The following is a 14,362-nucleotide window of genomic DNA, read 5'->3' as shown; positions in this document are numbered from 1 at the left end:
TGTTTTTCGCCGCCTTTCCCGCGTATAGGCGCGCCGATCATGACCACCCCCAAGACCTATCACGTCAAGTCGTACGGCTGCCAGATGAACGTCTATGACGGCGAGCGCATGGGCGAGCTGATGGCCGCCCAGGGCCTCGTCGCCGCGGAAGCCGACCAGGCCGACCTCGTCGTCCTCAACACCTGTCACATCCGCGAAAGGGCGACCGAAAAGGTCTATTCGGAGATCGGCCGGCTCAAGCTGCGCGAGGCGGGCAAGCCGATGATTGCGGTCGCCGGCTGCGTCGCGCAGGCCGAGGGCGAGGAGATCGCCCGCCGCGCCAAGGTGGACGTGGTGGTCGGCCCGCAGGCCTATCACAACCTCCCGGCGCTGGTGGACAAGGCCGCCAAGGGCGAGCTCGGCCTCGACACCGACATGCCGATCGCCAGCAAGTTCGGCAAGCTGCCCACCCGCCGCAAGGTGGGCGCAAGCGCGTTCCTCACCGTGCAGGAGGGGTGCGACAAGTTCTGCACCTATTGCGTGGTGCCCTATACCCGTGGCGCCGAAGTGAGCCGGCCCTACGCGTCGATCGTCGATGAGGCCAAGGCGCTGGTCGATGCTGGCGCGCGCGAGATCACGCTGCTCGGCCAGAACGTCAACGCTTGGGGCGATGACGACGGCCGAGGGCTGCACGATCTTATCGTGGCGCTCGACCGGATCGAGGGGCTGGCACGGATTCGCTATACCACCAGCCATCCGAACGACATGGCCGAAGGGCTGATCGAGGCGCATGCCTCGGTGCCCAAGCTGATGCCGTTCCTGCACCTGCCCGTGCAGGCGGGCAGCGACCGCATCCTCAAGGCGATGAACCGCAGCCACACGCGCGATTCCTATCTCCGCATCATCGAGCGCGTTCGGGCCGCGCGGCCGGACATCGCGCTGTCGGGCGACTTCATCGTCGCTTTCCCCGGCGAGACCGAGGCCGAGTTCGAGGAAACGCTGCAGCTGGTCGATGCGGTGGGCTACGCCCAGTGCTTCAGCTTCAAATATTCGCCGCGCCCGGGCACCCCGGCGGCTGATCTGGTCGACCAGTATCTGCCGGAGGCGGTGGCCGACGAGCGGCTCCAGCGGCTTCAGGCGGCGCTCGGCCGCCATTCGCAGGCGTTCAACGAGGCCAGTGTGGGCAAGCGCTGCGCGGTGTTGATCGAACGGGTGGGGCGCCGTCCCGGCCAGCTGATCGGCAAGTCGCCCTGGCTGCAGTCGGTGCACTTGGAGACGAACGCCAGGATCGGCGACCTGATCGAGGTCGAACTGGTCAGCGCCGGCCCCAATTCGCTGGCCGGGCGGGAGCTGCTCACGGTTTCGGGATGACCCGCCGCGCCGATCTGGCCTAGGGGTGCTGTCTCGGATCCGGGGGAATCAGAATGTTCAGGCGCGTGGGGGCGTTCGCGATGCTGGCATGCGGGGCGGCACGTGCCGCCAACGCGCAGGGCATGCTGCCGCCCTCCAGCGAAGGCCTGACCTTCGCTGCCAGCGAGCGCGTCCGCTACGAGGCGATCGACGGGCAGGCGCGGGCCGGCTTCAACGAGAGCGACCAGCTCGTCAATTTCCGTACGACGCTGCTCGCGCGCTACCAGCACGGCCCGGTGAGCGTCGTCGGCGAATTGTGGGACAGTCGCATCTATAACGGCAACCGCGGTTCGCCGGTGACGACGGGCGAGGTCAACACGCTGGAGCCGGTGCAGGCCTATGTGCAGCTCGATCTCGGCGCGGCTCTGGGGCGCGGATCGAAGCTAAAGCTGCAGGCCGGGCGCTTCATGCTCAACCTGGGCTCTCGGCGGCTGGTCGCGGCCGACGATTATCGCAACACCACCAACGGCTATACCGGCGTGCGGGCCGACTGGAGCAGCGGGCGCTGGGCGGCGACCGCGATCTACACCATGCCGCAGCGCCGGCGGCCCGACGATCTCGATTCGCTGCTGTCGAACGCGCCGGCGATTGATCGCGAGGGCTCGGCGCTGGTGCTCTGGGGCGGGCTGATCAGTCGCGCGCGCACCATCGGCCAGGCGCTGGTCGAGACGAGTTACTTCCACCTCGGGGAGCACGACACCCCCGGTCGCCCAACGCGGGATCGATCCCTAGACACCGCCGCCATCCGCATCGTGCGCGATCCAGCGCCGGCCGGACTCGACTATGAAGTCGAGGCGATCGGCCAGACCGGCTCGCAATCGGTGAGCCTGGTGGCGGGTGCCGCGCGCCAATCGGTGCGGGCGTGGTTCGTCCATGGGCGGGTCGGCTATAGCTGGAAGGGCGATTGGAAACCGCGCCTGATGGCCGAGTTCGACTATGCGAGCGGCGACGCACCCGGCGGGCGCTATGGTCGCTTCGACACGCTGTTCGGCATGCGCCGCGCCGATCTGGCGCCGGCAGGGCTCTACAACGCTATCGCGCGCAGCAATGTCGTCGCGCCGTCGCTTCAGGCCGAGGCGGCGCCCGATGCGCGGACCGAGTTGATGCTGAGCTACCGACCGATGTGGCTGGCGGCGCGCACCGACAGTTTCTCCAGCACCGGCGTGCGCGATGCGATCGGGCGCTCCGGCGACTTTGCCGGACACCAGCTCGACGGGCGGGTGCGCTACCGGCTGAGCAAGGCAGTGCGGCTGGAGGCCGATGCCGTGCTGCTCGCCAAGGGCCGCTTCCTGCGCGATGCGCCGAACGCCCCGCCGGGGCGCTGGACGAAATACGGCGCGCTCAATCTGATGATCGCCCTCTAGCGGGGACCGGCGTCGCGGTCCCGGCCCGATCGGGGTCTCAGGCCAGCGCTGCGGGGCGCTTGCGGCGGGTGCGGATCGCGCCGCCGGCAAGGCCGAAGCCGCCGATCAGCATCGCCCAGGCGGCCGGCTCGGGCACCGCGCCGCCGGTGGTGCCGGTGAGGCGGATGCCGAGATTCTGCTCGCGCAGGCGGCGCCAATTGCCTTCGCTGCCGTGGAGATAGGCGACCAGCGGGTTCGACGCGCCGCCGGGCATGTAGCTCTTCGACTCGTCGGTTGCCGAGAAGACGACGAAATAGGAGCCTGCGCCCAGGGTCCACTTCAGCGAATCGGCGCCCTGCCAGTCGACGCTGCCGCGGTTCACGAAGTCTACCGAGTACAGCAGATTCGCCGGCACAAAATCGATCTCGCTGTAGATGTTGGCGGTGAGGCGCGCGCCTTCGTCGCCGCCGATCCAGCCATAGATGCCGTCGACGGTAACGGCCTTGTCGAGGCTGAAATAGCCTGCGAGGCTGCGCGTATTGGTGATCGACATCGCGCTCGAGACGCTCGTGGTGCCGGCGCCGGTGTCGAGGATCGGCGCAGCCTGCGCTACGCCGGTGGTGGCGAGCAGGGCAGCGGCAATGGCAACGAATGCGGACTTCATTGTTCTTTTCCTTCGCAACGAATGTTAGGGATCTTCTAGCGATCGTGCGGTTCGGGCTCGACCGCGGCGTTGCGGGAATTCGTCTCACTCTCGCGGGATTGCGTCTCAGCGCTGTCCCGATTCGAGCGGCACGCTCGGCGGGACTGCCAGCGCCGAACCGGCGTACAACAAAAGCGCGCATGCGAACGCGCCCCGAAGCAGATACTTCATCGCGGACCTAGATTGTTACTGGTGTGTGACGGCGCGATTAGCCGCTCGCCAGCGCGCTTCCAAGCCGGCGATGGCGCGCGCTGATCCCGTTTCGGCACGTGCGGGGCAATTGGGCCGCGCGGGCGCGGACGATGCGCGGTGTCGCACCCGCGTCACACACCTGCGCGATAACGCGGGGGACGCGATCTGCCCCCTGTGCAGCCGCGCCCGCGTCTGCCATCTTGTTTCCCGACATGCGCCAAGGAACCTCCGCACGATGCCAAGGTTTGCCCCTTCGGGGCCGCGTGATCCCCGCGCCCCGCGCCAACATCGAAAGGACCGCATGAGCCGCAAGCCTGTCCCAGCCCAGTCCGGCGAACGTTCCCGGGTAGAGGTGACCTTCGACAAGCCCCAGCTCCTGCCGCAGCTCTTCGGAGAGTTCGATTCCAACCTGCTGATGCTCGAGGAGCGGCTGGGCGTGTACATCCACGCCCGCGGCCAGCGGGTGGTGATCGAAGGCGGCACCGAAGCCGTGGCCCATGCCCGCGAAGTGCTCCAGGAACTGCACAGCCGGGTGATCCGCGGCGAGGAAGTGGACGGCGGGCTGATCGATGCGGTGATCGCCATGTCGACCGAACCGATGTTCACCGGCATCGTCCGCGCCGAGCCGACCGGCAATAGCGGCCCTAAGCCGTCGATCATGATCCGCACGCGCAAGAAGACGATCGTGCCGCGCTCGGTGACGCAGACGCATTACATGCGCGAGCTCGCCTCGAACGACCTGATCTTCGCGCTCGGCCCGGCGGGGACCGGCAAGACCTATCTGGCGGTGGCGCAGGCGGTCGCGCAGCTGATTACCGGCAGCGTCCAGCGGCTGATCCTGTCGCGCCCCGCGGTGGAAGCGGGCGAGCGGCTGGGCTTCCTGCCGGGCGACATGAAGGAGAAGGTCGATCCCTATCTCCGCCCGATCTACGACGCGCTCTACGACTGCCTGCCTGCCGAGCAGGTGGAGCGGCGCATCGCCAGCGGTGAGATCGAGATCGCACCGATCGCGTTCATGCGCGGCCGTACGCTGGCCGACGCCTTCGTGATTCTCGACGAAGCGCAGAACACCACGCCGATGCAGATGAAGATGTTCCTCACCCGCTTCGGCCAGAATAGCCGCATGGTGATCTGCGGCGATCCCAACCAGACCGACTTGCCCGGCGGCCCCAATGCTTCGGGGCTGAACGACGCGGTCAACCGACTGGAGGGGGTCGAGGGCATCTCGATGGTGCGCTTCGGCGTGGGCGATGTGGTTCGCCACCCGATCGTCGGCCGCATCGTCGCGGCCTATGAGGGCGAAGGTTGAAGGCTGGGATATCCCGTCCTACATTCGGGATATCCCTTCGGAGGCGCGGCGTGGCATCGCTCTACATCAAGGACAGCGAGACGAACGAGCGGGTAAGTCGGCTTGCCAGCCGTCTTGGTTTGTCGAAAACTGAGGCGGTTCGTCGTGCGGTGGAGGCGCTGGAAGCGCGCAGCGACGATGACAAGGCTGCGCGCGCCCATGAATGGCTTGCGCGTTTTGACGCGCGTTTCCCGTTGCCCGCGCCGCGGGAGAGGCCTGCCGACAAGGCGTTCTTTGATTCGCTTTCCGGCGATCTGTGACCCTGTTCGTTGACGCTTCTGCGGCCATCGCGATCTTGGGCGGTGAGCCCGAGAGAGAAACGATGCTGATGCGTCTGCTTGACGAAGACGCGATCTGGTCACCGGTCGCGCGCTGGGAAACCATTGTCGGGCTGCACAAATCCTATCGGCTATCGCTACCGGAGGCGACGCAGCGCGCCTTTGCTTTTGCGGACGAGCTCCGCATTCGCATGGTCGCTATTGGCGAGCGGGAAGCCGATCTGGCCCTGCGGAGTTATGCGGTCTACGGCAAGGGCGTGCACCCGGCTGCGCTCAATATGGGGGATTGCTTCGCCTATGCGTGTGCGACCGCGAACAATGCCCGCTTGCTCTACAAGGGAAATGACTTTGTCCAGACGGACCTCGCCTGATGCTTGACGTTGCCGCCCTCCTCGAAACGCCCTGGCCGGAAGGCGAGTGGGAAGCGCTTGCCCTGCGCGCGGCCGAGGCAGCGATCGCGCAAACGCCCTATGCCGAATGGAAGGGCTGGCCCACCGCAGTGGAAGTCGCGGTGCGCTTCACCAGCGACGATGAAGTCCACACGCTGAACCGCCAGTATCGGCAGAAGGACAAGCCGACCAATGTGCTGTCCTTCCCGATGATCCAGCCCGATCTGCTCGATGCCGTCACCCAGAACAGCGATGATGGCGAAGTATTGCTGGGCGATATCGTGCTTGCGCACGGCGTCTGTTCGGTGGAAGCCGAGGAGCGCGGCATTTCCGTGGAAGACCATGCCACGCATCTGATTGTCCATGGCATGCTGCATCTGCTAGGCTATGACCATATCGAGGATGGCGAGGCGGAAGCCATGGAGGCGATGGAACAGGCCGCCATGGCGGCGCTGAACCTGCACGATCCCTATCCCGTACGCGAGGACTGACCACCAACATGAACGAGGGCCCTAGTACCGGCTCGCCCGAACACCGACACGAAAATGGGGGCATCTGGCGCAGTCTGCGCGCACTCCTGTTCGGCGAGGAACAGGAAGAAACGCTGCGCGAGCGGCTGGAAGAAGCCATCGACGAGCATGAGAGCGACGGCGGCACCCCGCCGGCCGGCGACCTTGCCCCGATCGAGCGCCAGATGCTCAAGAACCTGCTGCATTTCGGCGAGCGCGATGCCGGTGATGTCGGCGTGCCCCGCGCGGATATCATCGCCGTGGAAGAACAGACCAGCTTCGCCGATCTCGTCCAGCTCTTCGCCGAGGCAGGCCATAGCCGCCTGCCGGTCTATCGCGAGGAGCTCGATACGATCATCGGCATGGTCCACATCAAGGACGTGTTCGAGATCCTCGCCAAGGGCGAGGCGCACCCGTCGAGCATCGCCGCGCTGATCCGCCAGCCGCTCTACGTGCCGCAATCGATGGGCGCGCTCGACCTGCTCGCGCAGATGCGGGTGAAGCGCACGCACCTCGCCGTGGTGCTCGACGAATATTCAGGCACCGAGGGGCTGATCACCATTGAGGACCTGATCGAGGAGATCGTCGGCGAGATCGAGGACGAGCATGACGAGGCACCCGCCGCGCTGATCGTGCCGATCGACGGCGGCGGCTGGGAAGCCGATGCGCGCGCCGAGTTGGAGGACGTGGCGGAAACGGTCGACTCGCGGCTGGGCGAAGTGGAAGAGGATGTCGACACAATCGGCGGCCTCGCGTTCGTACTCGCGGGGCATGTGCCCGAAGTCGGCGAGTGCCTGGAGCACGAAAGCGGCTGGAAGCTCGAAGTCATCGATGCCGACGAGCGCAAGGTGAACCGCCTGCGGCTGCATCCGCCCGAACTGCGGGTGGAAGACGCGGCGTAGTCGTCCTGCGAACGAACTTCGTTTCGTTCAGGGCGTGTTTATATTGATCGCATTAGCTTAAAGTTCTCTGAGGGGGAGGACATCATCTTGCGATTGATAGCAACTGCCGTCGCGCTGTTCGGCGCGGCGACTGCCCATGCGCAGCAAGCACCGTTTTCCGGGACCTATGCCGGCGTCGAAGCCGGGGTGATCGAGCACCATTTCTATCTCGACGTAACGGTGAACGATCGGCCCTATTCCAGCCGCTACTATCGCGACACCGGCTTTGGCGGGGGTGGCTTTGCCGGCTACGACCTCGCTATCGCCCCGCGCTGGCGGATCGGCGGGGAAGTGGAGGGCACCGTCGGCGGCGGCTCGCCCGAGGCGGTGATCCGCGACGACTACCGGTACGGCCAGTCGCCGCGCGTCGGCTATCGGGTTACCGGACGGCTGGGCTTCGTCGCGACACCCAGGCTGCTGCTCTATGGCAAGGGTGGCTATGGCGGCAATCGCTACCGCCTGACCGGCAATGCCGGGGTGCAGGACGCGCATGGCTGGAGTAGCAGCTTCGTCGTGGGTGCGGGCGCGGAATGGCGCGTGACGGACCACGCCGGGTTGCGCCTCGACTATACCCATGTCGACAATAGCAGCCACCAGTTGATGCTGGGGGTGCCAATCCGCTTTTGATGCCTAGGCCGGAAGCCCGATCAGGCTGATCTGCCGGCCGTAATCGGGCTCGCCACGATGCGTGGCGCGGCGGAAGCTGAAGAAGCGGTCCTCATTGGCGTAGGTGTCGAGGCCGAGCGCCTCGATCGTCCGCAGCCCGGCCATCGCCAGCCGGTGGACGACATAGGCCTCGAGGTCGAACTGGAAATGCTCGGGGCGGCCATCGGCGAAGAAGCGTTCGTTGGCCGGGTCCTGCTCGCAGAAGCGCTGGAAGAAGCCGGCATCGACCTCGTAGCTCGCGCGGGCGATGCAGGGGCCGATCGCGGCGGCGATACGCTCGCGGCGGGCGCCGAGCGCTTCCATCGCGGCGATCGTCGAATCGGTGACGCCGCCGATCGCGCCCTTCCACCCGGCATGCGCGGCCGCGACCACGCCCGCCTCGCGATCCGCAAACAGCACCGGCGCGCAATCGGCGGTGAGGATGCCGAGCACCAGCCCCGGCTGGTTGGTGACCAGCGCGTCGGCCTTGGGGCGCATCGCCTGATCGAACGGCGCGATCACCGTCACCGCATCGGCCGAATGGACCTGATAGACGGTGACCAGTCGTGCACCCGGCAGCACCGCCTCGACCGCGCGAGAGCGGTTCTCGGCAATCGCCGCGGGATCGTCCTGGGAGCCGGTGCCCACATTCAGCCCGGCGACCACGCCCGTCGACACGCCGCCGATCCGGCCGAGAAAGCCGTGCGGTATACCGTCCAGCGCGCGGGCGCGGGTGACTTCGACCTCGCTCACAGCGCGAGCCGCATCAGCCGATCCTCGTCGGCATGGTTGCCCACCATGAAGGCATAGGGCCCCCGATCCTCGAAGCCGTAGCGCTGGTAGAAGCGCTTGGCGCGGTGGTTGTCGATATAGACGGAGAGCCAAAGCTCGGCCGCACCCCGCGCGCGGGCGGTGGCGAGCGCCCAGTCCATCAGCGCCTGCGCCGCGCCGCTGCCCTTGGCGCGATCGAGCAGATAGAGCTGGCGCAGCTCGATCGCCGGACCCTCGGGGGTGGCGGGCAGGCTGATCGGCCCGAGCTTGCAATAGCCGGCGATGCCCTCCGCATCCTCGATTACGCGGAAGGCGAAGGCGGGATCGGCGATCTCCTCCGCCCAGCCCTCGACCGTAAACTGGGCGAGAAAGGTCGCGAGGTCCTCCGACGCATAGAGGTGTGCGAAGGTCGCCTGGAAGCTCTCCCGGAACACTGCGTCGATCGCGGTAGCATCGACGGGGGTGGCGTCGCGGAAGGTCATGCGAACCCCGCCGGGACCGGCCAGCCCGGCGCGGTGATCGCGAGCACCTTGAACAGCGAACCCATCTGATCGTCTCCCACCAGCCGATTGCGATCGGCCGCAATCGCGTCGCCGCGTTCGGGCGCGGTCCGGGCCAATGCCCGCGCGCGCTCGTCGATGCCGAGCGCCTTGAGGAAATCGCCCTGGGTCACCGGGCCGTGGACGGTCAGTCCCTCGGCCTCGGCGGCTTCCTTGAGCGTGCCGAAATCGACATGCGCCGTCAGGTCCGCTTCGCCCGGCGCGTCGAACGGATTGGCGAAGGCGTGGCCGCGCACCGCCTGCAGCGTGTCACCGATCGCGGGGCCCTCATAGCCATAGTCGAGGATCAGCGCCGCGCCGCCCTGCACGAGCAGCCGCTGGGCCAGCGCGCGGAGCAGTGAGACGCTCGCCGGAGAGGTCTCCAGGATCGAACCCGGTGCGGCATCGCGCAGCGCGGGCGGGATCACCGGATCGAAGCCGCGATCGCCGGTCACCGGCAGGAACAGCGTGTCCTGGCAGGCGACCAGCCGCTCGCGCCAGCCCTGGGCGGTATGGACCAGCTGGCGGATCGGCAGTGCGTCGAAAAATTCGTTGGCGACGACCAGCAGCGGCGCGTCCTCGGGCAGACCGACCAGGTCGAGATGCCATTCGGCGTGCGGCACGCGTTCCTTCTGCGCGGCGCGCAGCACCGGGCTGGTCTCGAGAAAGTCGACCGGCGGCGCGAACCCTGCCTTGCCCATCGCCCGCAGCGCATCGCTCGCCAGCGTGCCGCGGCCGGGGCCGAACTCGACATAGCGCGCGGCTTCGGGCCGGCCGGCGCGATCCCACAGGTCCGCCAGCCACAGCCCGATCAGTTCGCCGAACATCTGGCTGATCTCGGGCGCCGTCGTGAAGTCGCCGCGCGCGCCCAGCGGATCGCGGGTCGCGTAATAATGTGCGTTGGCCGCGCCCATGAATTGCGAGAGCGGGATCGGGCCGGCGAGCGTGATCGCCCGCGCCAGCCGCTCGGGGAGCGCGGGTTCGGCGGCGTTGTCGCGGCGTTCGTCGGGCTGGGCTTCGAGGGGGTTGGTCATGGCGGCGACGTCAGGCGACGCTCGGCCCGGTGATCGCCTCGATCCGCTTGCGGCGGCCCGGCGCGGTGGCGATCAGGAACAGGCCGCCCGCGATCATCGGCAGGCACAGCCACTGGCCCATGTGCAGCCCGGTGAGATCGACCAGCCAGACCAGCTGGCGATCGGGCTCGCGGAAGAACTCGACGAAGAAGCGGCAGAGGCCGTAGCCGAGCAGGAAGATGCCGGCGAGCTTGCCCGGCTGGTAGCGCGCATCGGTTCGCCAGAAGAAGAACCACAGCACCGCGAACAGCAACAGGCCTTCCAGCCCCGCTTCGTAGAGCTGGCTGGGATGGCGCGCCGGCTCGGGGATGCCCGCCGACACGGTGCCGCGGAAGATGATCGCCCAAGGCACGTCGCCCGGCTTGCCCCACAGCTCCCCGTTCACGAAATTGGCGAGGCGGCCGAAGAACAGCCCGAGGGGCGCGCAGCATACCACATAGTCGTGCACGCGCAGCCAGTTGAGCTTGTTCTGCCAGGAGAGATAGAGGATCGCCAGCGAGGTGCCGATCACCCCGCCATGGAAGCTCATGCCGCCTTCCCACAGCATGAGGATCTGCAGCGGGTTCTGGAGCATCTCCGGCGCGTAGAACAGCACATAGCCGATGCGGCCGCCGAGGATGATGCCGAGCGTCGCGTAGAACACCAAGTCATCGGCATGGCGCCGGGCCATCGGCGCGCCGGGCTGGGCCAGCAGCTTCATCAGATACACCCAGCCGAGCAGGATGCCGGTGATATAGGCCAGCGAATACCATTTGATCTGGAAGAACCCCAGATTGATCGCCACCGGATCGAGGTGGAGATCGGTGAAATGCAGATGTCCGCCGGCAGCGGCAAGCAGGGTGGGCAGCACGGTTATCCCCGGCGTGAGAAGCGACTTTGCCCCGCGATAGAGCCAAAACGCCGCAAACCCAAGGGGGAGCGATCAGGCTGATCGAAAGCCCATGCTGGCGTGGGCGCGCGGCGCGCGATAGAGCCGGGGAATGGCTGGCAAATCTCCACCCCGCATCAGGCTCGATCGGCGCAGGCTGTTGATCGGTGGCGGCGCGGGACTGGGTCTGGTGGTCGCCTGGGGACTGTGGCCGCGCAGCTATGCGCCAAACCTCAGCGCGGGCCCGGGCGAAAGCCTGTTCGGTGCCTGGCTCAAGATCGGCAAGGACGGGCAAGTTCGGGTCGCGGTGCCGCAGGCGGAAATGGGGCAGGGCGTCTACACCGCACTCCCGCAGATCCTCGCCGACGAACTGGGCGCGGACTGGAAGCTGGTCGGCGTCGAGCCCGCGCCGCTCAACCCGCTCTACGCCAATCCGCTGGCGGCGCAGACACTGTTCGCCGCCGCGCTGGGCGGCCTGCCCGAAAAGGTGCAGCGCAGCCATGCCGCGCGCGCCGACCTGATGCTCACCGCCGCCTCCACCTCGGTCCGCGCCTTCGAGGAGGATCTGCGCCAGGCGGGCGCCGCGGCGCGGGTGCTGCTGTGCAAGGCGGCGGCGCGGCGCTGGGGTGTCGACTGGCAGGCCTGTGGCACCGCCGGCAGCATGGTGATCCATGGCAACCAGCGGCTGGGCTTCGGCGCGCTAGCGGAGGCGGCGGCGCAGGAAAAGGCACCGACGCAGCTTCCCTTGCGCGGCGGCGAGGCCGGACGCCTGCTCGGCCAGCCGCTGCCGCGGCTCGATGCGCCGGCCAAGCTCGACGGCAGCGCCAACTTCGCCGCCGATGTGCGGCTGCCCAACATGGTGTTCGCCGCGATCCGCCAGGGGCCGGTGGGCGAGACCGAACTCGTGCATGTCGATCGCGAGGCGGCGAACCGCGTGCGCGGCATGCTCTCGATCGTCACCACCAAGCAATGGGTGGCGACGGTGGCGAGCAACTGGTGGGCGGCCGAGCGCGCGCTCCAGGCGTTGCGACCGCGCTTCCGCAACCCGGCGACGGTGGTCAACGACGACAGTATCGACGCCGCGCTCGATGCCGCGCTGGACGGCGAGGGCGCGCGGATCGAGGCCAAGGGCGATCTGGCCGCCGAGTTCCGCGGCGCGCGGGTGGTGACGGCGGACTATCGCGTCGGCCTCGCCCCGCACGCGCCGCTTGAGCCGATGACCTGCACCGCGGACTATGCGCATGGCCGGCTGTCGCTGTGGCTACCGACCCAAGCGCCGGGCCTCGCCCGCGCCGCCGCGGCCAAGGCGCTGGGCATCGATCCGGCGCGGGTGACGCTGCATGCGATGCTCGGCGGCGGATCGTTCGGCGAGAAGCTGGAGGTCGATGCGGCGGTACAGGCGGCGCTGATTTCGCACGCCGTGCAGCGCCCGGTGCAGCTGACCTGGCCGCGCGACGAGGATTTGCGGCGCGATCGCTTCCGCCCGGCTGCCGCAGCACGGCTCACCGCCAAGCTGGGGCAGGGCGGCACCATCTCCGCCTGGCTCGCCAAGATCGCCGTGCCGTCGACGGGCCGCGAGCTGGCGGCGCGGCTGCTCGCCGGTGACACTGTCGCGGCGGCCGGGCTGGCGCTGCCGGGCAAGGAAGACCCTTCCGCGGTCGAAGGCGCGGCGGCTGCCTATGCGATTCCGAACCTCGCGGTGGACCACCACCCGGCCGAGATCGGCGTGCCGACCGGCTATTGGCGATCGGGCGCCCACAGCTACACCTGTTTCTTCACCGAGAGCTTCGTCGACGAGCTGGCGCATGTCGCCAATCGCGATCCGCTGTCGTTCCGCATGGCGATGCTCGGCAACCAGCCGCGGCTTGCCCGCTGCCTGCAGACCGCGGCGCAGCTCGGCGGCTGGCAGGGTGGCGAGCCGGGCAGCGGCCAGGGCATCGCGGCGCATGCCTTTTGCGGCTCCTACATCGCGGTAATGGCCGAGGCACATCTGACGCCGCAGCGCGAGATCGTCGTCGAGCGGCTGGTCGCGGCGGTCGATTGCGGGCGGGTGGTGAACCCCGATCTCGTCCGCCAGCAGATCGAGGGCGGGCTGTTGTTCGGCCTAGCCGCCGCCCTGGGCGCGCCGACGACGTTTAGCGAGAACATCGCCGACGTGCAGACTCTGGCCGATCTCAACCTCCCGATGCTGGCAAACACGCCGGACATTACCGTGGAGATCGTGCCCAGCGGATCGGACCCGGGCGGGGTGAGTGAGCTCGCCGTGCCGCCGACCGCGCCCGCCATCGCTAACGCGTTGCAAACCGCCACCGGCACGCGATTCCGTCGCCTGCCCCTTCTATCGGATGCCGAATGACCTTGCCTGCCGACCATCCGAAGATCCCGCCCGCCCGTATCGGCGTGCTGCTGGTCAATCTCGGTACCCCCGATGCGCCCGATCCCGGCGCGGTGAAGCGCTATCTGGGCGAATTCCTGTCGGATCGCCGCGTGGTCGAGATCCCGCCGCTTCTCTGGCAGCCGATCCTGCGGGGCATCATTCTGCGCACCCGGCCGAAAAAGTCCGCGCATGCGTATGGCCAGGTATGGCGCGAGGACGGCTCGCCACTCGCCGCGATCACCAAGGCGCAGGCGCGCGGGCTGGAGGGCGCGTTCGGGCCGGGCGTGACGGTGCTGCACGCGATGCGCTACGGCAAGCCGTCGGTGGGCGAGCAGGTCGCCGCGCTCAAGGCGCAGGGCTGCGAGCGCATCTTGGTGGCGCCGCTCTACCCGCAATATTGCGCGGCGACGACCGCCACCGCCAACGACGTCGCCTTCGCCGCGCTGATGGCGATGCGCTGGCAGCCGGCGCTGCGCACGCTGCCGCCTTATTATGACGACCCGGCCTATATCGCGGCGCTGAAGACCAGCGTCGAGGAAGGGCTGGCCGGGCTCGACTTCACCCCCGATGCGGTGATCGCCAGCTTCCACGGCATGCCGCAGCGGACGCTGGAGCTGGGCGACCCCTATCATTGCCATTGCCGCAAGACCGGGCGGCTGCTCGGCGAGGCACTCGGGCGCGAGCTGATCGTCACCTTCCAGTCGCGCTTCGGCCGGGCCAAATGGCTGGAGCCGGCGACCGACACGACACTCGAAGCGCTGCCCGCCAAAGGCATCCGCCGTATCGCGATCGTCGCGCCAGGTTTCTCCGCCGACTGTCTGGAAACGCTGGAGGAACTGGCGATCCGCGGCCGCGAGGCGTTCCTCCAATCCGGTGGCAGCGACTTCGCATATTTACCTTGTCTTAACGACAGTGCGGCGGGCATGGGGTTGCTGCGACAGATCATCGGGCGCGAACTTGCCGGCTGGGTGGACCCCGCCTAGCCATTTCTTGGGTT

15 protein-coding genes are annotated in these 14,362 nt (G+C 68.0%); 10 read left to right on the top strand and 5 right to left on the bottom strand.

Annotated features, from left to right (window positions below; all coding sequences use genetic code 11):
- The first annotated feature begins 39 nt into the window (after nt 1-39).
- Nucleotides 40-1,350, top strand: a complete 1,311-nt coding sequence (miaB, locus tag ABIC35_RS12155) for a tRNA (N6-isopentenyl adenosine(37)-C2)-methylthiotransferase MiaB (RefSeq protein ID WP_121072144.1) — start codon at nt 40-42, stop codon at nt 1,348-1,350.
- 53 nt (nt 1,351-1,403) lie between these two features.
- Complete coding sequence (locus ABIC35_RS12150; protein WP_121072142.1) at nt 1,404-2,753, top strand: alginate export family protein; 1,350 nt, start codon at nt 1,404-1,406, stop codon at nt 2,751-2,753.
- 37 nt (nt 2,754-2,790) lie between these two features.
- Here the strand turns inward: ABIC35_RS12150 and ABIC35_RS12145 are convergent, their stop codons facing one another.
- On the bottom strand, nt 2,791-3,396 hold the full coding sequence (locus ABIC35_RS12145; RefSeq protein ID WP_354278457.1) for a PEPxxWA-CTERM sorting domain-containing protein: 606 nt from the start codon (nt 3,394-3,396) through the stop codon (nt 2,791-2,793).
- Nucleotides 3,397-3,928: 532 nt separating this feature from the next.
- Between ABIC35_RS12145 and ABIC35_RS12140 the strand changes: the two genes are divergently transcribed.
- The 6 genes from ABIC35_RS12140 (at nt 3,929) to ABIC35_RS12115 (ending at nt 7,719) form a co-directional block, all read left to right on the top strand.
- Nucleotides 3,929-4,936 carry a PhoH family protein gene (locus ABIC35_RS12140; protein WP_121072140.1) on the top strand — a complete coding sequence of 336 codons (1,008 nt, stop codon included), beginning with the start codon at nt 3,929-3,931 and terminating at the stop codon, nt 4,934-4,936.
- Nucleotides 4,937-4,986: 50 nt separating this feature from the next.
- Nucleotides 4,987-5,235 (top strand): type II toxin-antitoxin system VapB family antitoxin, encoded by a 249-nt coding sequence (locus tag ABIC35_RS12135; RefSeq protein WP_121072138.1) that lies wholly within the window; start codon nt 4,987-4,989, stop codon nt 5,233-5,235.
- Nucleotides 5,232-5,624, top strand: coding sequence for a type II toxin-antitoxin system VapC family toxin (locus ABIC35_RS12130; RefSeq protein WP_121072136.1), 393 nt, complete (start codon nt 5,232-5,234; stop codon nt 5,622-5,624). Before ABIC35_RS12135 ends, ABIC35_RS12130 begins: the two co-directional genes overlap by 4 nt.
- The gene (gene ybeY / locus ABIC35_RS12125) at nt 5,624-6,133 is read left to right on the top strand and encodes an rRNA maturation RNase YbeY (protein WP_121072134.1); all 510 of its coding nucleotides are present in this window, start codon (nt 5,624-5,626) and stop codon (nt 6,131-6,133) included. The genes ABIC35_RS12130 and ybeY overlap by 1 nt, the downstream gene beginning before the upstream one ends.
- An 8-nt stretch (nt 6,134-6,141) precedes the next feature.
- Nucleotides 6,142-7,053 (top strand): hemolysin family protein, encoded by a 912-nt coding sequence (locus tag ABIC35_RS12120; protein WP_121072132.1) that lies wholly within the window; start codon nt 6,142-6,144, stop codon nt 7,051-7,053.
- A gap of 87 nt (nt 7,054-7,140) precedes the next feature.
- Complete coding sequence (locus tag ABIC35_RS12115) at nt 7,141-7,719, top strand: outer membrane beta-barrel protein (RefSeq protein ID WP_354278456.1); 579 nt, start codon at nt 7,141-7,143, stop codon at nt 7,717-7,719.
- 3 nt (nt 7,720-7,722) lie between these two features.
- Here ABIC35_RS12115 and pgeF read toward each other — a convergent pair whose 3' ends face one another.
- Genes pgeF through lgt form a run of 4 tightly spaced genes read right to left on the bottom strand, consistent with a single transcriptional unit; the run spans nt 7,723 to nt 10,970 of the window.
- Nucleotides 7,723-8,490, bottom strand: a complete 768-nt coding sequence (pgeF, locus tag ABIC35_RS12110; protein ID WP_121072128.1) for a peptidoglycan editing factor PgeF — start codon at nt 8,488-8,490, stop codon at nt 7,723-7,725.
- A complete protein-coding gene (locus ABIC35_RS12105) occupies nt 8,487-8,990 on the bottom strand; it encodes a GNAT family N-acetyltransferase (RefSeq protein ID WP_121072126.1) in 504 nt (167 codons plus the stop codon). The genes pgeF and ABIC35_RS12105 overlap by 4 nt, the downstream gene beginning before the upstream one ends.
- The gene (locus ABIC35_RS12100; RefSeq protein ID WP_183049251.1) at nt 8,987-10,081 is read right to left on the bottom strand and encodes a class I SAM-dependent methyltransferase; all 1,095 of its coding nucleotides are present in this window, start codon (nt 10,079-10,081) and stop codon (nt 8,987-8,989) included. The genes ABIC35_RS12105 and ABIC35_RS12100 overlap by 4 nt, the downstream gene beginning before the upstream one ends.
- A 10-nt stretch (nt 10,082-10,091) precedes the next feature.
- The gene (lgt, locus tag ABIC35_RS12095) at nt 10,092-10,970 is read right to left on the bottom strand and encodes a prolipoprotein diacylglyceryl transferase (protein WP_121072124.1); all 879 of its coding nucleotides are present in this window, start codon (nt 10,968-10,970) and stop codon (nt 10,092-10,094) included.
- 130 nt (nt 10,971-11,100) lie between these two features.
- Here lgt and ABIC35_RS12090 point away from each other — a divergent pair, with 130 nt between their 5' ends.
- Together ABIC35_RS12090 and hemH are read left to right on the top strand one after the other, a co-directional pair.
- On the top strand, nt 11,101-13,344 hold the full coding sequence (locus tag ABIC35_RS12090; protein ID WP_121072122.1) for a xanthine dehydrogenase family protein molybdopterin-binding subunit: 2,244 nt from the start codon (nt 11,101-11,103) through the stop codon (nt 13,342-13,344).
- Nucleotides 13,341-14,348 (top strand): ferrochelatase, encoded by a 1,008-nt coding sequence (hemH, locus tag ABIC35_RS12085; protein WP_121072120.1) that lies wholly within the window; start codon nt 13,341-13,343, stop codon nt 14,346-14,348. Before ABIC35_RS12090 ends, hemH begins: the two co-directional genes overlap by 4 nt.
- Nucleotides 14,349-14,362 lie beyond the last annotated feature (14 nt).

Origin of the sequence: Sphingomonas trueperi, assembly GCF_040545965.1 — a bacterium.
Taxonomy (GTDB): Bacteria; Pseudomonadota; Alphaproteobacteria; order Sphingomonadales; family Sphingomonadaceae; genus Sphingomonas; species Sphingomonas trueperi_C.
Note: the sequence above shows the minus strand (reverse complement) of the source record. Positions and strands in the feature narration are given on the sequence as shown.